The sequence below is a fragment of the Actinomadura sp. genome, from assembly GCF_044508335.1.
Classification (GTDB): Bacteria; Actinomycetota; Actinomycetes; order Streptosporangiales; family Streptosporangiaceae; genus Spirillospora.
This window is the reverse complement of sequence record NZ_JBIQHY010000001.1, coordinates 1-17,653: the sequence shown is the minus strand read 5'-3', so window position 1 is coordinate 17,653 and position 17,653 is coordinate 1. Positions and strand designations below refer to the sequence as shown.

At 73.4% G+C, this 17,653-nt stretch carries 16 protein-coding genes and 1 pseudogene; 9 read left to right on the top strand and 8 right to left on the bottom strand.

Going from position 1 to position 17,653, the window contains the following annotated elements; genetic code table 11:
- Window positions 1–225: 225 nt before the first annotated feature.
- Genes hemG through ACIWVC_RS00075 form a run of 3 tightly spaced genes read left to right on the top strand, consistent with a single transcriptional unit; the run spans window position 226 to window position 2,969 of the window.
- A complete protein-coding gene (hemG, locus tag ACIWVC_RS00085) occupies window positions 226–1,698 on the top strand; it encodes a protoporphyrinogen oxidase (RefSeq protein WP_396445419.1) in 1,473 nt (490 codons plus the stop codon).
- A complete protein-coding gene (gene hemQ / locus ACIWVC_RS00080) occupies window positions 1,655–2,353 on the top strand; it encodes a hydrogen peroxide-dependent heme synthase (protein ID WP_396445420.1) in 699 nt (232 codons plus the stop codon). Before hemG ends, hemQ begins: the two co-directional genes overlap by 44 nt.
- A gap of 40 nt (window positions 2,354–2,393) precedes the next feature.
- Window positions 2,394–2,969 carry a hypothetical protein gene (locus tag ACIWVC_RS00075; RefSeq protein WP_396445421.1) on the top strand — a complete coding sequence of 192 codons (576 nt, stop codon included), beginning with the start codon at window positions 2,394–2,396 and terminating at the stop codon, window positions 2,967–2,969.
- 29 nt (window positions 2,970–2,998) lie between these two features.
- On the opposite strand, the gene ACIWVC_RS00070 is transcribed toward ACIWVC_RS00075, so the two are convergent.
- Entirely contained in the window at window positions 2,999–3,616 is a 618-nt protein-coding gene (locus tag ACIWVC_RS00070) for a TIGR04222 domain-containing membrane protein (protein WP_396445422.1), read from the bottom strand.
- Between the two features lie 59 nt (window positions 3,617–3,675).
- Entirely contained in the window at window positions 3,676–4,077 is a 402-nt protein-coding gene (gene msrB / locus ACIWVC_RS00065) for a peptide-methionine (R)-S-oxide reductase MsrB (protein ID WP_396445423.1), read from the bottom strand.
- 65 nt (window positions 4,078–4,142) lie between these two features.
- Between msrB and ACIWVC_RS00060 the strand changes: the two genes are divergently transcribed.
- Window positions 4,143–5,225, top strand: coding sequence for a DNA polymerase domain-containing protein (locus ACIWVC_RS00060; protein ID WP_396445424.1), 1,083 nt, complete (start codon window positions 4,143–4,145; stop codon window positions 5,223–5,225).
- Window positions 5,226–5,291: 66 nt separating this feature from the next.
- Window positions 5,292–6,062, top strand: coding sequence for an MBL fold metallo-hydrolase (locus ACIWVC_RS00055; protein WP_396445425.1), 771 nt, complete (start codon window positions 5,292–5,294; stop codon window positions 6,060–6,062).
- A 58-nt stretch (window positions 6,063–6,120) separates the two neighbouring features.
- Here the strand turns inward: ACIWVC_RS00055 and ACIWVC_RS00050 are convergent, their stop codons facing one another.
- Window positions 6,121–8,061, bottom strand: a complete 1,941-nt coding sequence (locus tag ACIWVC_RS00050; RefSeq protein WP_396445426.1) for a Xaa-Pro dipeptidyl-peptidase — start codon at window positions 8,059–8,061, stop codon at window positions 6,121–6,123.
- A 213-nt stretch (window positions 8,062–8,274) separates the two neighbouring features.
- Between ACIWVC_RS00050 and ACIWVC_RS00045 the strand changes: the two genes are divergently transcribed.
- On the top strand, window positions 8,275–8,502 hold the full coding sequence (locus tag ACIWVC_RS00045) for a DUF4236 domain-containing protein (protein WP_396453704.1): 228 nt from the start codon (window positions 8,275–8,277) through the stop codon (window positions 8,500–8,502).
- Here ACIWVC_RS00045 and leuA read toward each other — a convergent pair.
- Window positions 8,499–10,247 (bottom strand): 2-isopropylmalate synthase, encoded by a 1,749-nt coding sequence (leuA, locus tag ACIWVC_RS00040; protein WP_396445428.1) that lies wholly within the window; start codon window positions 10,245–10,247, stop codon window positions 8,499–8,501. The genes ACIWVC_RS00045 and leuA overlap by 4 nt on opposite strands.
- Window positions 10,248–10,445: 198 nt before the next feature.
- Between leuA and ACIWVC_RS00035 the strand changes: the two genes are divergently transcribed.
- The gene (locus ACIWVC_RS00035) at window positions 10,446–11,168 is read left to right on the top strand and encodes a FadR/GntR family transcriptional regulator (protein ID WP_396445429.1); all 723 of its coding nucleotides are present in this window, start codon (window positions 10,446–10,448) and stop codon (window positions 11,166–11,168) included.
- Here ACIWVC_RS00035 and ACIWVC_RS00030 read toward each other — a convergent pair.
- Window positions 11,151–13,532 (bottom strand): HelD family protein, encoded by a 2,382-nt coding sequence (locus tag ACIWVC_RS00030; RefSeq protein WP_396445430.1) that lies wholly within the window; start codon window positions 13,530–13,532, stop codon window positions 11,151–11,153. The two genes, ACIWVC_RS00035 and ACIWVC_RS00030, sit on opposite strands and share 18 nt — an antisense overlap.
- A gap of 252 nt (window positions 13,533–13,784) precedes the next feature.
- Window positions 13,785–14,876: an ATP-dependent DNA ligase gene (locus ACIWVC_RS00025; protein WP_396445431.1), complete on the bottom strand. Its 1,092-nt coding sequence runs from the start codon at window positions 14,874–14,876 to the stop codon at window positions 13,785–13,787.
- Between the two features lie 63 nt (window positions 14,877–14,939).
- Here ACIWVC_RS00025 and ACIWVC_RS00020 point away from each other — a divergent pair, with 63 nt between their 5' ends.
- Window positions 14,940–15,650 (top strand): dihydrofolate reductase family protein, encoded by a 711-nt coding sequence (locus tag ACIWVC_RS00020; protein ID WP_396445432.1) that lies wholly within the window; start codon window positions 14,940–14,942, stop codon window positions 15,648–15,650.
- Here the strand turns inward: ACIWVC_RS00020 and ACIWVC_RS00015 are convergent.
- Window positions 15,632–16,351 carry a pyrimidine reductase family protein gene (locus ACIWVC_RS00015; RefSeq protein WP_396445433.1) on the bottom strand — a complete coding sequence of 240 codons (720 nt, stop codon included), beginning with the start codon at window positions 16,349–16,351 and terminating at the stop codon, window positions 15,632–15,634. The genes ACIWVC_RS00020 and ACIWVC_RS00015 overlap by 19 nt on opposite strands.
- Before the next feature lie 147 nt (window positions 16,352–16,498).
- Between ACIWVC_RS00015 and ACIWVC_RS00010 the strand changes: the two genes are divergently transcribed.
- Window positions 16,499–16,900, top strand: a complete 402-nt coding sequence (locus ACIWVC_RS00010; protein WP_396445434.1) for a hypothetical protein — start codon at window positions 16,499–16,501, stop codon at window positions 16,898–16,900.
- A 9-nt stretch (window positions 16,901–16,909) separates the two neighbouring features.
- Here the strand turns inward: ACIWVC_RS00010 and ACIWVC_RS00005 are convergent.
- Window positions 16,910–17,653 (bottom strand): annotated as a pseudogene (locus tag ACIWVC_RS00005) (glycogen debranching enzyme); the annotation flags it as partial.

Genomic DNA, 17,653 nt, shown 5'->3' with positions numbered 1-17,653 from the left:
GGGCCGTGGCGCGGCCGCGCCGGTCACGGCCCGCCCCCGCTGCGGGCCGTGACCGGACGCGAGCCCGGAGGATCCTACATGCCAGTATTCACTGGCATGATATGCCGGGTCTTGTCACATCCGCGACAGAACAGCAGCCCGCGGTGCGCCGGACCGGCGATGTGATGCTCGCCGCTCCGGCCGCCCCGGTGCACGATCCGGCGGGGCGTCTGGAAGGCTGGAGCCATGACCACGTCCCATGCCGTTGTCGTCGGGGGCGGCATCGCGGGCCTCGCCGCCGCCCGCGTGCTCGCCCGGGACGGCGTGCGGGTGACCGTGCTCGAAGGCTCCCCCCAGATCGGCGGCAAGCTCCGGGTCAGCGAGATCGCCGGCGTCCCGGTGGACGAGGGCGCCGAGTCGATGCTCGCCCGCCGCCCCGAGGGGATGGACCTCGTGCGCGCCCTCGGCCGCTCCGCCGACCTGGTGAACCCCGGCACCACCTCCTCGGCGATCCTCAGCCGCGGCGCGCTGCGCCCGCTCCCGTCCGGCCAGGTCATGGGCGTCCCGAGCGATCTGAAGGCGCTCGCCGCGTCGGGGGTGCTGTCGCCGGCCGGCCTCGCCCGCGTCCCGCTCGACCTCGTCCTGCCGGAGACGCCGCGCGGCGGGGACGTGTCCGTCGCCGACTTCATCGGCGCCCGCGTCGGCCGCGAGGTCGTCGACCGGCTCGTCGAGCCGCTGCTCGGCGGCGTGTACGCGGGGCGGGTCGAGCTGCTGTCGTTCGACTCGACGCTGCCCGCCGTCGCCGCCGCCGCGCGCGGCCGCCGCTCGCTGATCGGCGCCGTGCAGGGCATGCGGGACGCCGCGCCGAAGGACCCGGGCCCCGTCTTCGCGACGCTGCCGGACGGGCTCGGCACGCTCCCGCACCTCGTCGCCGACGACATCACCGCCGCCGGCGGGACGGTGCGGACCGGCGCGATGGTCCGCGAGCTGCGCCGCACGCCGGACGGCTGGCGGCTCACCATCGGCCCGACCCGCGACCCCGAGTACCTGGACGCCGACGCCGTGGTGGTCGCGGTGCCGGCGGCCCCCGCGTCCCGGCTGCTCAAGGAGGAGGTGCCCGCCGCCGCCCGCGAGCTGGCCGGCATCGACTACGCCAGCATGGCGATCGTCACCCTCGCCTACCGCGCCACCGCGTTCCCGCGCCCGCCGAAGGGCAGCGGCTACCTCGTCCCCGGCGTGGAGAGCGACCCCGGGCGCGGCGGCCGGGGGGTCAAGGCCGTCACGTTCAGCTCGGTAAAATGGCCTCACCTGCGCGACCGCGACCCCGGCGTCATCGCGGTGCGCTGCTCCATCGGGCGCTTCGGCGAGGAGCACACGCTCCAGCGGGCCGACGAGGAGCTGGTCGCCACCGCCATGGCCGAGCTCGCCGCGACGTGCGGCGTCACCGAGCTGCCGGCCGAGAGCCGGGTGACCCGGTGGGGCGGCGGGCTCCCGCAGTACAACGTGGGCCACGCCGACCGCGTGGCCAAGGTCCGGTCCGCGGTCGCCGGCGCGCCGGGGCTGGCCGTCGCCGGCGCCGCCTACGACGGCCTCGGCATCCCCGCGTGCATCGCCTCGGCGCGGGCGGCGGCGACCCGGGTCCTGGACCACCTGCGCAGTCGAGAAGGAGTGGATCATGGCCGATCAGGCGGGCAAGCCGAAGGCACGCGAACTCAATAACGTCATCCGCTACACCATGTGGTCGGTCTTCCGCCTCGCGAAGCCCGGCACCCTCGGCGAGCAGGACGCCGCCGAGGTGCAGGACCTCCTCGACCAGGCGGCCGAGAAGGACGTGACCACCCGCGGCTCCTACGACGTCGCCGGCCTGCGGGCCGACGCCGACTTCATGTTCTGGTGGCACGCGCCCACGTCCGACGACCTCCAGGAGGTCTACACCCGGTTCCGCCGGACGGCCATGGGCCGCGCCAGCGAGCCCGTGTGGTCGCAGATGGCGCTGCACCGCCCCGCCGAGTTCAACAAGAGCCACATCCCGGCGTTCCTCGCCGACGAGGAGCCGCGCAACTACGTGTGCGTCTACCCGTTCGTCCGGTCCTACGAGTGGTACCTGCTGCCGGACGAGGAGCGCCGCGCGATGCTCGCCGAGCACGGCAGGATGGCGCGCGAGTACCCCGACGTCCGCGCCAACACCGTGTCGGCGTTCGCGCTCGGCGACTACGAGTGGATGCTGGCGTTCGAGGCCGACGAGCTGCACCGCATCGTCGACCTGATGCGCCACCTGCGCGGTGCGAAGGCGCGGCTGCACACCCGCCTGGAGGTGCCGTTCTACACCGGCCGCCGCAAGCCGGTCGCCGAGCTCGTCGCGAATCTGGCCTGACCGGCCCGGGAGCGGGGCGGATCGGCAGTAGGGTGCGTCCGTGACCGACTCTCCCGACCGGCGGCCCCGGGGGCGGCACGCGCGGCCGCCGTCCGAGTTCGCGGTCCGCTTGAACCGGCTGGTCACGGCGGTGCTGAGGTCCCGCCGGCGCCGGCTGTCCGCGGCCGGCGCCGCGGCGGCGCTGGCGGCGGTCGCCGCCGCCACCGTCCCGGTGCTGACCGGCGGCTCCTCCTCCCCGCAGCCGCACGCGGCCGCCCGCGCGGCGACGTCCCCGTCCCCGCACGAGAAGGTCGAGGCCGTCACCGGGGATCCCGACGAGATCCCCGACGCGGTGCCGTACTTCAGGACGAAGGACCCGGACGGCAAGGTCGTCGGGCACGTCACCGACGTCCGCCGCAGCGGCGCGTTCGTGCGCGTCTACACCGACCTGGGCGAGGACGACGAGAACTCCAGGCCCGCCATCGACCTGTGCGAATGGACGACCCAGTTCCTGGAGGACGGCGGCGACGACGAGCCGCGCGTCTTCGTCCACGGCAAGAGCGACGACAACGGCAGCGTCGTCCTCGCCAACAAGCAGAGCGACAAGGACGACTGCGAGGTCGGCGAGACCCCCTAGCGTCCCCGGCGCCCGCCGGCGGCCCGGCGCTAGTAGCCGCCGCCGTCGCTCCCGCCGCCGTCGCCGCCGCTGTCGTAGCCCGAGTACCCGAGGCCGGAATGCCCGCTCGACTCCAGGCGGTGGCCGTGCCACCGCGGGTGGGGGAGCTTGATCGGCTTGGGGTCGCCGCTCTCCAGGATCTCCCGCAGCCGCGCGTCCTCGACGCCCGCCGGGCCGATCACCGCGAACCGGCGGAGGGCGGACGCCTCGTCCGCGCCGTCCCGGACGAGGCCGCGGCGTACCGCCCTGCCGCGCCGGGTGAGCTTGGCCGACCCGCGGCGGACCAGGCCGGCCTCCGCCAGCCGGGCGGCGGCCTCGGCCGTCTCCGGGGCTCGTGCGGCGGCCTCGATCACCTGGCCGAGCAGGCGCCCGCTGCGCGGGATCGCGGCGAGCACCGCGGCCTGCACCGGGTCTTCGGACTCGCGGCGCACGACGTCGACCCGGTGCGTCCCGCGCGACATCCGGATGCGGCGCGCCCGGTCGAGGGCGAGCACCGCGGTCTGCACGACCCGGACGGGACCGCCGCAGAGGTGAGCCAGCTCGTAGTGGTCGAACTCGTTTCGGTCGAACTCGTGATCGTCGGACTCGTGGTGGTCGGACTCGTCCATGCAAGGCCCCTGACGCTCCGCTCTCGCCCGTGGGACGTCCGGGGCCGCGCGGGGGTTGACTACTCGGCGGGTTCGAGGGTGAGGGAGATCGAGTTGATGCAGTACCGGTCGTCGGTCGGGGTGTCGTAGCCCTCGCCGTGGAACACGTGGCCCAGGTGGGAGTCGCACACCGCGCACCGCACCTCGGTGCGGACCATGCCGAGGGAGCGGTCCTCGATCAGCGTGACCTTGTCGGAGTCCGAGGGCTCATAGAACGACGGCCATCCGCAGTGGCTCTCGAACTTGGCCTCCGACCGGAACAGCTCGGTCCCGCAGGCGCGGCACCGGTACACGCCGACGGTCTTGGTGTCGGTGTACTCACCGGTGAAGGGCTTCTCCGTGCCCGCCTCGCGCAGCACGTGGAACTCCTCGGGGCTGAGCTGCGCCCGCCACTCGTCCTCGCTCTTGCGGATCTTCTCCATGCCTCCGACGGTACCCGGAGCGGACGCTCCGGTGGACTGTCGTGCACGTGGGTTAACGTGCACTCATGGCCTCGCCCTTCATCGAGATCCCGGTCGGGGATCGCCTCGTCAAGGTGACCAACCCCGACAAGGTCTACTTCCCTGACCACGGCTACACCAAGCGGCAGCTGGTGGAGTACTACGCGGCCGTCGGGGACGGCATCCTGCGCGCCACCCGGAACCGCCCGACGACGCTGGAGCGCTGGCCGGCCGGGGTCTTCGAGGGCGCCCGGATGGCCACCCGCGAAGACTACGCGCGCGGCCAGGCCGGCATGGGCGCGGGCAAGTCCGACGCGTTCTACCAGAAGCGCATCCCGAAGGGCGCGCCCGACTGGGTGCAGACCGCCCGCATCGCCTTCCCCAGCGGGCGGTCCGCCGACGAGGTCTGCCCGACCGAGCCGGCGGTGATCGCCTGGGCGGCGAACCTCGGCACGCTGACGTTCCACCCGTGGCCCGTCCGCAAGGGGGACGTCGACCACCCGGACGAGCTGCGCATCGACTTCGACCCGCAGCCGGGCACCGACTTCTCCGACGCCGTCCGGGTGGCCCTCGGCCCGGCCCGCGACCTGCTGTCGGAGCTGGGGTACACGGGCTATGTCAAGACGTCCGGCAAGGCGGGCGTGCACATCTACGTCCGCATCGAGCCCCGCTGGACGTTCACCGAGGTCAGGCGGGCCGCGCTGGCCTTCGCCCGCGAAGTCGAACGCCGCAACCCCGCCGAAGTCACCACAAAGTGGTGGAAAGAGGAAAGAGGGGAGCAAGTCTTCATCGACTTCAATCAGAATGCGAGGGACAGGACCATCGCCTCGGCCTACAGCGTCCGCCCGGCCCCGCACGCCCCCGTCTCCGCCCCCGTGACCTGGGACGAACTGCCCGACGTCGACCCGCGCGACTTCACGATCGCCACGATGCCGGCCCGCTTCGCCGAGCTGGGCGACCTCCACGCGACCATCGACGACGAGTCCTTCTCGCTGGAACCCCTCCTCGACATGGCCGACCGCGACGAGAAGGACCACGGCCTCGGCGACATGCCCTATCCGCCGAACTACCCGAAGATGCCGGGCGAGCCCAAGCGCGTGCAGCCCAGCAAGGACACCGACAACCGCTGACACGGGAATTTCCGGCGCCGCGCCGGGATTACGAGAGCGTCATGTGATCGACCTGAAGGCGGTGTCATGTCCTCGTTGAGCGTCCGGTATCTCGGCGGCCCGACCGCGGTCATGGAGATCGGAGGCGTGCGCCTCGTCGTCGACCCGACGTTCGACGCGGCCGGCGACTACCCGATCGGCGACCGGAAGCTCACCAAGACCGCCGGCGCCGTCCTCGGCCCGGACGGGATCGGCCCGGTCGACGCGGTGCTGCTCTCCCACGACCAGCATCCCGACAACCTGGACAGGGGCGGCCGCGCCTACCTGGCCGGCGTCCCGCTGACGCTGACGACGGAGACCGCCGCGGGCCGCCTCGGGGGCACCGCCCGCGCCCTGCCGAACTGGGAGCACGTCGAACTGCCCCGCCCCGGCGGGGGAGTCCTCCGCGTCACCGGCGTCCCCGCCCAGCACGGCCCGGACGGCACCGAGCACCTCACCGGCCCGGTCACCGGCTTCGTCCTGTCCGGCGACGGTGTGCCGGCGACCTATGTCAGCGGCGACAACGCCTCCCTCGACGTCGTCCGCGCCATCGCCGGCCGCTTCGCCCCGTTCGACGTCGCCGTGCTCTTCATGGGCGCCGCCCGGACCCCGCTGATCGGCGACGCCGACCTGACGCTGGGCAGCGAGGCCGCCGCCGAGGCCGCCGGGATCCTGCGCACCGCGCAGGTCGTCCCGCTGCACTTCGAGGGCTGGGCGCACTTCACCCAGGGCCGCGACACCATCGCGCCCGCGTTCGCCAAGGCCGGCCTGGCCGACCGCCTCCACCTCCTGGACCCCGGCGAGGCGATCGCGCTCTGACCGGCCGGCGGCCCGCCGCTCCGAGGGAGCGCCGGGCCGCCGCGGTCACGGGGACGGATCAGTAGAGGTCGCGCGGCTGGACGGGGAGGGTGACCTCCGACGGGCCTCGCCACGGCGCGGTGCGCTGGGACGGGGCGATCATCGCGGCCGGGTCGTCGCCGGCGGCCGTCACCGGGACGGTGATCGACGTGCCGCGCAGGTCCAGGGTGACCTGGGCGCCCGTGGGCGTCTCGGTGTTGTAGTCGGCGTCGGTGCCGGCGAGGACGAGGGCCAGGCGGTGGCCCTTCTTCAGCAGGTACTCCTGGCTGAGCGTCTCCCAGCCGACGGTGTGGTAGCGGCCCGGCTTCAGGGGCCGCGGGCGGCTCAGGGAATGGGCGTTCTGCGCGTCGAGCCAGCCCCGGGCGATCACGTTCACCGGCGACGTGACCGTGGTGACCTCGGTCTGCCTGTAGCAGGCGTCGTCGGCGGCCGTGCTCTGGCCATGGCAGTCCTCGGTGTCGAGGGTGCGGATGCCCGCGCCGGAGCCGAGGTAGTTCACGCGGGTGTCCTCGCCGTAGTCGACGAGGAGCGCGGTCAGGTTGGACGTGGGCTTGTCGAGCTTGATCCGCAGGCGGACGTCCGGGGTGCCGGAGAGGCGCCCGGTCGCGGGGAGCGGCTCGGACACGAACGCCGCCCGGTACGGCCGGGCCGCCGCCGGGTCGGAGACCATCGCGCCCTCGGACTGGCCGCCGCCGCGCGGGCCGGGCGCGTCGGTGAACGCCGCCGTCGCGCCGTGCGGTGCGCGCTCCAGCCCGAGCGTGCCGCCGGGCCCGGGACGCAGGACGATCTCGTGCGCGTCGCGGGACGGCCAGTCGCGCTGGGTGATCCACTGGTCCGGGCCGATCTCGATGTCGGCGCGCGGCTCCCGCATGATCCCGTTCGGGATCTTCTGCAGCTCGTGGTCGAACCAGCGGTGCAGGGTGTCCACCCACGCGTCCCGGCGGATGTCGAACGGGTCGACGTGGCCGCGCTGCGACAGCCACACCTTGCGCCGCACGCCGTTCCGCGCGAGCGCCCGCCACCACTCGGCGAACTGGTCGTCCTTGACGTTCAGGTCGTTGACGCCGTGCGCGGCGAACACGCTGGCGCGGACGCGCGACGCGCGCGCGATCGTGCCGTGCCGGTAGTCGGCGGTCTTCCAGTAGGCGTTGTAGTCGCCGGTCGCGTCGTCCTCGCCCGCGTCGAGGGCGGCGTTGACCTCGGCGCACTTCTCGGGCGGGTCGGTGTCGACGTAGCTCGCCAGCCCCGGCTGCTCGTCCGTCCAGTACTTCACGCCGTTCATGCGGCTGTAGTCGTACCAGCTGCTGATCGCCGAGATCGGGACGATCGTCTCCAGCCCCTTGACGCCGGTGGCGGCGACGCCGTTGGCGAGCGTCCCGTCGTAGGACTTGCCGATCATGCCGGTGCGGCCGGTCGTCCAGGCGGCCTCGACCGGCGTCCCGTCCGGCCGGTACGCCTTGGCGCGGCCGTTGAGCCAGTCGACGACGGCCTTGCCGCCGAGGACGTCGGTGGGCCCGCCGCTGACCGGGCAGCCGTCGGAGCGGGTCGTCCCGACCATGTCGACGGCCAGGAACGCGTACCCGCGCGGGACGAAGTAGTTGTCGTAGAACAGCGGGAACTTCACCGGGTCCCCGTCCGCGTCGTAGGTCTTGAGCTCGCTCTCGTTGCCGCGCCCGGCGTTGTCGTAGTACGGGCTCTCGTCCATGATCACCGGCACCTTGAGGCCGTGCTCGGTCTCCTCGGGCCGGATGATGTCGACGTTGACGCGGTCCTTCGCGCCGTCCCCGTCGCTGTCGACGCTCGACTCGACGTAGACGTGCTCGCGGATCGCGTCCTCGTAGGAGAAGACCGGCTGGGTGACGCCGTCCTTCACCACGATCTTCGGGGACGGCTGGGCCAGCGCCGTCGCGCCGCCGCCCGCGCCGGCGAGCGCGGCGCCGGTCAGCGCGGCCACCGTCATCGTCCGCCGGGTTCGTCTCAGGGATCGCCTGGCCAACCCGCACCTCCGGGAGCTGAGAAAATGATCTCTACGGGGGCACACGCTCCTCGCCCGGGGACGCGCGGTAAAGGGCGGCGCGTGACGAACTCGGATCGGATTTGGTCACCTCCTGCCCTTGCTTCGACCGGTCCGGCCGAAACCGTGATCTCGGTCCGTCCGCGACGGCGGCGGGGGATGCCCGGAGGTCGTCCGGGCATCCCCCGCCGCATGGGTTGGAGCTATCGAAAAGCAATCCGGATGGGGCCGTTCCGCATCAACCTGTCCAAGAAGGGCGTCGGGCACAGCGTCGGCGCCCGCGGCGCCCGCTACACGCGGTCCGCGGACGGGCGCCGCCAGGTGGTGTTCCGGATCCCCGGGACCGGCCTGTCCTGGCGGCGCACGCTCGGCCGCCGCCGCGACTAGCGCTTCGCGCGGTTCACCGCGGACAGGACGGCCTCCACCGAGGCGGTCAGCACGGACGTGTCGCGCCCGGCGCCCCACGACGTGACGCCGTCGACCCGGCATTCGGCGTAGGCGGCGGCCATGGCGTCGGGGCCCGACTCGGTGGAGTGCTGCACGAACTGCAGGACGTCCACCTTGATCCCGGCGGACGACAGGGCGTCGGCGAGCGCGTCGATGGGGCCGTTGCCCGAGCCGGTGTGCTCCCGCTCGTCGCCGTCCACGCGGATGACGCCGGTGAAGTCGTGCCGCGCGGGGCCGGTGTGCGAGGTCCGCCATTCGGCCACCGAGACCGGGCCGGACGCGTCGAGGTACTCGGCGCGGAACAGGTCCCACAGCTCCGCCGCCGTGATCTCCTCGCCGCTGCCGTCCGTCGCCCGCTGCACCACCTGGGAGAACTCGATCTGCAGGCGGCGCGGCAGTTCGAGCCCGTACCCGGTGCGCAGCAGGTAGGAGATCCCGCCCTTGCCGGACTGGCTGTTGACGCGGATGACCGCCTCGTACCCGCGTCCGACGTCGGCGGGGTCGATCGGCAGGTACGGGACGTCCCACGGCAGCTGCTCCGGCGGCGTCCCGGTCACCTCGGCGCGGCGGGCGTGGGCGGCCATGCCCTTGCCGATCGCGTCCTGGTGCGTCCCGGAGAACGCCGTGTACACGAGGTCGCCGCCGTACGGGTGCCGCTCGTGGACGGGCAGCCGGTTGCAGTACTCGACCGTCCGGCGGATCTCGTCGATGTCGGAGAAGTCGATCATCGGGTCGACGCCCTGCGCGTGCAGGTTCAGCGCCAGGGTGACGAGGTCGACGTTGCCCGTCCGCTCGCCGTTGCCGAACAGGCAGCCCTCGACCCGCTGCGCGCCGGCGAGCAGCGCCAGCTCGGCGCAGGCGACGCCCGTCCCGCGGTCGTTGTGCGGGTGCACGGAAAGGATCACCGCGTCCCGCCGGGCCAGGTTCCGGTGCATGTACTCGATCTGGTCGGCGTACACGTTCGGCGTGGCGATCTCCACGGTCGCGGGCAGGTTCAGGATCACCGGCCGGTCGGCCGAGGCGTCCCACAGCTCGGTGACCGCGTCGCACACCTCCAGCGCGTAGTCCGGTTCGGTGAAGTTGAACGTCTCCGGGGAGAACTCGAACCGCACGCCGGGCCATGCGAGCCGCGCCACGTCGGCCGCCCCGTCCAGGATCAGCCGCTTCACGCCGGCCCGGTCGGAGCCCAGCACGACGCCGCGCCACACCGGCCCGGTCGCCGTGTACAGGTGGACGACCGCCCGGGGCAGGCCCTCGATCGACTCGAACGTCCGCTCGATCAGCTCGCGCCGCGCCGGCGTGAACACCACGGGCGTCACGTCGTCCGGTATCCCCGTCTCGGCCAGGTGCCGGACGAAGTCGAAGTCGGTCTGGCTGGCCGACGGGTAGCCGACCTCGATCTCCTTGAAGCCCATCGCCACGAAGAGGTCGAACATGCGGCGCTTGCGGGGGGTGTCCATGGGCTCGGCCAGCGCCTGGTTGCCGTCCCGCAGGTCGACGGGCACCCACAGCGGCGCCTTCTCGATGCGCCGGGACGGCCAGGTGCGGTCGACCTCGGGGACGGGCGACGGCACGCGGTCGTGGATCGACCGGTACCGGTGGAAAGGCATGGAGCTGCCGCGCTGCGGGTTCCAGAAGGGTCCGTCCGCTGGGCCGGACGGGGTGCGCAGGGTCGGGAAGTTCATCGGGGCGTGTCCTCACTTCGTCGCCGGACGACCGGCAGCACCGGACCCCGCGGCGGGGTGCCGGTCTGGATCAGGCCCCGCCGCGGCGACCGAGGAGAAGCACCCGCCACGACATGTCGGCCACCTAACCACACCTCAGCTCCTCAGACAAGCTGAGTGGGGATATCCTGGCCGTCCGCCCACCGCGAAGGACCCCGCATGCCGCCCGCCAGCCCGAACAGCCGAGTCCCGCTCGGCCCCCTGCGGCCCAGCCCGCTCGTCGAGCAGGCCGCCCAGCGCCTGCGCGACCGCATCGCGGACGGCTCCTGGCCGGTCGGCGCGAAGCTCCCCGGCGAGACGACCCTGGCCCGCGACCTCGGCGTGGGCCGCTCCACCGTCCGCGAGGCCCTGCGCGCCCTGGCCGGCGCGGGCCTCGTCCAGGCCCGCCAGGGCGCCGGCGTCTTCGTCATCGCGACCGAGCCGGACGAGGACTGGCCGGCCCGGCTCCGCCGCGCCTCCGTCGCCGACGTCTACGAGATCCGCATGATGCTGGAGGTCCGCGCCGCCGAACTGGCCGCCGAGCGCCGCACCGACGCCGACCTCACCGCCCTCGACGCGGCCCTGGCCGCCCGCGACGAGGCCTTCGCCGGCCCCGCCATCGAGGCGTTCATCGACGCCGACATCGCCCTGCACACCGCCGTCGTGGCCGCCGCGCACAACCCGGTCCTCGCCGACCTGTTCGCCGAGTTCGTCCCCGTCCTGCGCGACGGCCTCCTCGACCTCGCGGCCCTGGTGGACGTCCGCACGTCCGACACCGCCCACGGCCGAGCCGCCCACGCCGCCCTGATCGACGCCATCCGCACCCAAAACCCCCCAGAAGCCGGCCAAATCATCAAGACCGAACTCGACCGGACGCTCTCCGCCCTACTCCAGGGGCGCTAGGAGGGGCGGGAGGTCGTTGGCGTGGACGATGGTCAGGCGGCGGGTGGGGCGGGTCAGGGCGACGTAGAGGTCCTGGCCGCCCTTGGGGGACTCGTTCAGGATGCCTGACGGGTCCACGACGATGACCGAGTCGAACTCCAGGCCCTTCGCCTCCTCGGCGGTGAGGACGACCACCGGGGCGTCGAGGGCCTCCGGGGCGGTGCCGGCGGCGGCGTCCGGGAGGGCGTCCCGGACGGCGGCGTGGCGGGCGCCGGAGGTGATGACGGCGAGGCGGCCCTCGGCGGTGGCGTCGTCGGTGATGCGGGCCAGCTCCGAGTCGACGAGGCCCGGGAGTTCGGGGATCGGCAGGGCCAGTGCGGTGGGCGGCGGGCCGTCGTCGCGGACCGGGGCGGGCGGCGTCTGGCCCGGGTCGACGGCGGCGAGGACGCGGGCGGCGACCCGCATGATGGCGGCCGGGGTGCGGTAGTTGACGAGGAGGCGCTGCTCGCGCCAGCGGCCGGGGACGTAGCGGTCGAGCATCTGGCCCCAGGTGGTCGCCCCGGCGGCGCTGCCGGTCTGGGCGATGTCGCCGACGACGGTCAGGGAGCGGGTCGGGACGCGGCGCATGACGGTGCGCCAGGCCATCTCGGACAGCTCCTGCGCCTCGTCCACGATCGCGTGGCCGTACGCCCATTCGCGGTCGGCGAGGGCGCGCTGCGCGGTGGTGAGGGGCGGGCCGTCGTCGTGGTGGCGGTCGGCCAGGCCGCTCGCGGAGATCACGTCGCGGGCGGAGAGCAGGTCGCCGGTGCCGGCGGTCTCGATGACCTCGGCGGCGTAGCGCTCCTCCTCGGCGCGGGCGGCGTCGGCGGCGCGGCGGCGCGCCCGCTCGGCGGAGTCGTCCACGCCGAGGTGCTCGGCGGCCTCGTCGAGGAGGGGGACGTCGGAGACGGTCCAGGGGGAGCCGGCGGGGCGGTGCAGGAGCGCGCAGTCCGGGAGGCCGACTTCGGCGCCCAGCCGCGCGAGGGTGTCGGGGGAGGCGTACAGGTCGGCCAGCAGCTGCTGCGGGGTCAGCTCGGGCCAGAGTTCGTTGACGGCCTTGCGGACGGCCGGATCATGCCAGAGGGCCTCCTTGGCCAGGCGGAGGTCCGTTTCGTCCAGGAGGGGTTCGTCCTTGGCCTCGTCGACGAGTTCCTGGAGCCAGTCGGGGAGGCCGCCGGAGTTCGCCATCTCCTCCAGCGGCTCGTCCACGATGCGGTCGTACTGCTCGGCCCGGTTGAGGGCGAGGGCCTCCAGCATGTCGTGGACGAAACGGCGCCGCTGCACGTTGTGGGGGAGGCGCAGGGCGCGGGCACGGTCGCGGATCTGCTCGCACTTCTCGGCGTCCACGGTGAGGGTGAGGCCGTCGGTGTCGATGTGGAGGCCGTCAGAGGGGGCGCGCTGCCGGTCGCGGACGGCCGCCTGCACCAGGTCGGCCATGCGGATGTCGCCCTTGACGACGGCGACGTCGGGGGTGTCCCGTGCGGTCGCCTTGAGGCCGGGGTACAGCTCGCCGACGGTGGCCAGGACGACGTCGGTCTCGCCCAGGCCGGGAAGGACCTGCTCGATGTAGCGGAGGAACGTGGCGTTCGGGCCGACGATGAGCACCCCGCGCCGTTCGAGGACGTCCCGGTGCGTGTACAGCAGGTACGCGGCGCGGTGCAGGGCCGCGACGGTCTTGCCGGTGCCGGGGCCGCCCTGGACGACGAGCACGCCGTGCAGGCCCGAGCGGATGACCTGGTCCTGCTCCTCCTGGATGGTCGCCACCACGTCGCTCATCCGGCCCGTGCGGCCGCGGCGGAGCGCGGCGAGCAGCGCGGCCTCGCCGACGATGCCGCGCCGCTCCGACTCCTCCAGGCCCTCCAGGTCGAAGACCTCGTCGTCGAGCCGGACGACCTCGCGGTTCCGCAGGTGCAGGTGGCGGCGGCGCGCGAGGGTGCCGGGCGCGCCGGGCGTCGCGGTGTAGAACGGCCGGGCCGCGGCGGCGCGCCAGTCGATCAGGATGGGCTCGTGGTCCTCGTCGCGGAGCCCGATGCGGCCGATGTAGAACGTGTCGCCGGGGCCGTCCGCGCCGGCGCGGTGGTCGATCCGGCCGAAGCACAGGCCGTGCTCGACGCCGCCGAGCCGGGCGAGCCGGCGGGCCGCCTCATCGGTCGCGACGGCGCGCTCCACCCGCGCCTGGAACGCGGCGCCGCCGCCCGCCGCCGGCCCCTCGCGGAGCGCGGCCTCGGCCTTGGCCCGCTCGGCGTCGAGCCGCGCGTAGACGCGGTCGACGTAAGCCTGCTCGGCGTGTATCGGCACGGAATTGTCGCGGTCGGGGTTGACAGCGTCCGCTTGACGAAGTCCCATGCTTCGGCTACACTCCTATACGTAGGATTGGGCTTTCTGTGCGCAACTTGCAAGTTGCCAGCCTAGCATCCTTCGCACCGTTCTGCATGATCTTGCAGCGCCACCGCAAACACCGCTCGGCTCCGAGCGGTGCGCATGCTCCTCACGAGCACCGGCGATCGCAGGCGCTCGACTCCCGCGGCTGCGTCCCGGCGCCCCTCGGTGAGGCGAAGACGCGCCGCCTCAAGGCACCGCCGGACGCCGGCGGGCGGCTCAGCGGTCGACGCGGGCGCTCGTGGCCGAGCCGCTGAAAATGTCGTCCAGGTCGTAGGCGACCGGCACCTCGAGCTGCTCGTAGGTGCAGGACTCGGGCGTCCGGTCGGAACGCCAGTTCCGGAACCGGGCCGTGTGCCGGAAGCGGTTCCCCTCCATCGCCTCGTACGCCACCTCCACCACCAGCTCCGGACGCAGCGGAACCCAGCTGAGGTCCTTCTTGCCCGTCCAGCGGGAGACGGCCCCCGGCATGCGGTCGACGGTCGCCTCCGTCTGGTTCGCCCACTCCGACCACGGATGCTGGGAGAGGTCCTCCAGCCGGTACGGCCGCAGCTCCTCCACCAGCTCGGCGCGCCGCTCCATCGTGAACGAGGCCGCCACCCCCACATGCTGGAGCTTGCCCTCGGAGTTGTAGAGCCCGAGCAGCAGCGAACCGACGATCGGCCCGGACTTGTGCCAGCGGAAGCCCGCCACCACGCAGTCGGCGGTGCGCTCGTGCTTGACCTTGAACAGGACGCGCTTGTCGGGCTCGTACACGCTGTCGCGCGGCTTGGCGATGACGCCGTCCAGCCCCGCGCCCTCGAACTCGTCGAACCAGCGCAGCGCCAGCTCGTAGGAGTCGGACGCCGGCGTGACGTGGACGGGCGCCTTCGCCCCGGACAGCGTGTCGACGAGGCGCCGCCGCCGCTCGCCGAGCGGAACCTCCATCAGCGACTCGCCGCCGAGCGCCAGCAGGTCGAACGCCACGAACGAGGCGGGCGTCTCCTCCGACAGCAGCTTGATCCGGGACGCGGCCGGGTGGATGCGCTGCTGCAGGCCGTCGAAGTCGAGGCGCGTCCCCTTCGGCAGCACGATCTCGCCGTCCACCACGCACCGCTCGGGCAGCTCGCGCTTCACCGCCTCGACCACCTCGGGGAAGTACCGGGTGAGCGGCTTCCTGCCGCGGCTGGACAGCTCCACCTCGTCGCCGTCGCGGAACACGATGCAGCGGAAGCCGTCCCACTTCGGCTCGTACAGCAGGTCGCCCTTGGGCATGGTCTTGACCGCCTTGGCCAGCATCGGCGGCAGCGGCGGGCTGATCGGCAGGTCCATTCCGCCATCTTGCTATCCGGCACCGACAAAGCGCCATCCCGGGGTTCCGATAACGTGCAGGTCATGCGCCGTCTGCTGCCCGAGCCCGCCGCCGGCGCCGACCCGTTCGCCGACCCCTACGACGCCTACGGCGACCAGCCGGGGCTGCGGCTCGGCATGGTCATGAGCGTGGACGGCTCCGTCACCGACGCCGAGGGCTGGACGGACCGCCTCGGCGGCGAAGCCGACTTCCGCGTCTTCCGCACCCTGCGCGCGCTGACCGACGCGATCCTCGTGGGCGCCGGCACGGTCCGCACGGGGCGCCTCGGCCCTGCCCGCCTGCGCGGCGATCTGCGCGCGCGCCGCGGCAGGCCGCCCGCCCCCACCGTCGTGGTGAGCCGCTCCCTCGACCTCGACTGGACGCTCCCGCTGTTCACCGAGGCCGAGACGCCCACCATCGTGGTGACGTCGCGGAGCGGCCGGAGGCGCGCCCCGGCCCACGTCCAGGTCGTCGCGGAGGGCGGCGACGACGTCGACCTCCCCGCCGCCGTCAGGGCGCTCCACGACGACCTCGGTTACGAGCATCTGCTCTGCGAAGGCGGCCCCGCCCTGGCGACCGCGCTGATCCGCGCGTCACTCGTCGACGAGCTGTGCCTCAGCATCGCCCCGACCCTGCTCGGAGGCCCCCGCCACACCCGCCTCCTCGGCGCCCTGGACGCCGAGGTGCCGCTCCGGCCGACGGCCCTCTACCTCGACGAGGGCGTGCTGTTCGCCCGCTACCGGCTGCGGACGTAGCGGAGGAAGAGGAAGTCCTCGTCCTGCAGGGCGTGGGCGAGCGTCATGTCCGGCGGGACGGGCACCGGAGGCCCGTCCACGATCCGCAGCGCGTGCCCGCCGAGCAGCGTGGGGCTCAGCGTGAGGCACAGCTCGTCCAGCAGCCCGGCCGCCACGATCTGCGCGAGGCAGGCCGGACCGCCCTCGCACAGGAGGCGCCGGTGGCCGCGGGCCTCGAGCTCCCGCACGGCGACGGCGAAGTCGAGCGCGTCTCTCCCGGCGACGACGACGTCGGCGCGTTCGCGCGCGGCCTTGAGCCGGACGGGGTCGGCGGTCGCCGTCGTCAGCACGATCGTCGGGACCTGCGCCTCCGTGAAGATCGGCGCGTCGAAGTCCAGGTCGAGCGAGCGGGACACGATCGCGATCGGCGGCACGGGGGTGCGCCCGTCCCGCACGCCGTCCCAGCCCGCGCTGCGCTTGACCGGCCCGTACCCCTCGGCGCGCACCGTGCCCGCGCCGACGACGACCACGTCGGCGAGCCCGCGCAGCAGCAGGAACAGGTGCCGGTCGGCGGCGTTGCCGAGGCCGCCGCTGCGCCCGTCGCGCTGCGCCGCGCCGTCCAGGCTGGCGACCATGTTGGCCCGCATCCAGGTGGCGCCGGGCGGATACGCGTACCGCTCGGCGAGGTCGACCTCGCCGGGCTCCGGAGACAGAGACCGCATAGACCTCTCAAGCTACTTCAGGTTCCGCTCGACCGAGCGGATAACAGACTGTGCACCAATATGTAGGAATCCGTCATGCCGGGCGTGCCGGGCGGCGACACTTGCCCTCGGGGACGGGGAGCACAAGTGCACAGAAGGGAGCGGGGGGTGGGGTACGCGGCACTGGGCGCGTGGATCCTCGCCGCCGTGCCGGGCGGCTACCTGCTGGTCATCTGGACCGCGAACGGGGGGCGTTCGACGAAGGTGACGCGGTTTCCGATCCTGGTCGTGGTGGGGCATCCGCTCGCGGCGGTGGCCGGCCTCGGCGTCTGGATCGCCTACCTGGCCACCGGGAACGCCGCGTACGCCTGGGTCGCGTTCGCGGCGCTGCTGGTCGTGGTCGTGCAGGGCTTCATGCTGTTCACCCGCTGGCTCGTCGGGCGCGGCGGCCGGCACGCCCGCGGCGTGGAGCAGGCGTTCCCCGCCGCCGCGGTCACCGCCCACGGCGCGGTGGCGGTCATGACGGTCGTCCTGGTCTTCCTCACGGTCATCGAGGTCACCCGCGCCTGACCCGCGGGCTCAGGGCAGCCTCCTCAGCACGAGGAGTGAGCGGTCGGTGAGGAGGACGGCGTCGCGGGCCTTGAGCCGGGGGCGGTCGCCGAACGAGTCGGGTTCGGCCGTGTCGAGGGTGTACTCCCAGCGGTCGCCGTACTCGGCGCCGGGGAGGGTGAACTCCAGCGGCTCGGGCCCGGCGTTGATCAGCAGCAGGAACGAGTCGTCCCGGACGCGGCGGCCGCGCGGATCGGGCTCGGTGATGGCGTCGCCGTTGAGGAACACGCCGAGCGACTTGGCGAACCCGACGTTCCAGTCCTCGTCGGTCATGCTGTCGCCGGCCGGGGTGAGCCACGCGATGTCGGCGGCGGCGCCCGTGCCGCGCCCGGTGAAGAAGCGGCGGCGCCGGAACACGGGGTGGTCGTGCCGGAGCCGGGACAGGATCCGGACGAACTCCATGTCGCCCGAGTCGTCCCAGTGGACCCAGGCGGTCTCGTTGTCCTGGCAGTAGGCGTTGTTGTTGCCCTTCTGCGTGCGTCCCAGCTCGTCGCCGTGCGACAGCATCGGGACGCCCTGCGACAGGAACAGCGTGGCGAGGAAGTTGCGGCGCTGGCGGGCGCGCAGCTTCAGCACGGCGGGGTCGCGGGTGGGGCCTTCGACGCCGCAGTTCCACGAGCGGTTGTCGTCGGTGCCGTCGCGGTTGTCCTCGCCGTTGTCCTCGTTGTGCTTGTGGTCGTAGGAGACGAGGTCGGTGAGGGTGAACCCGTCGTG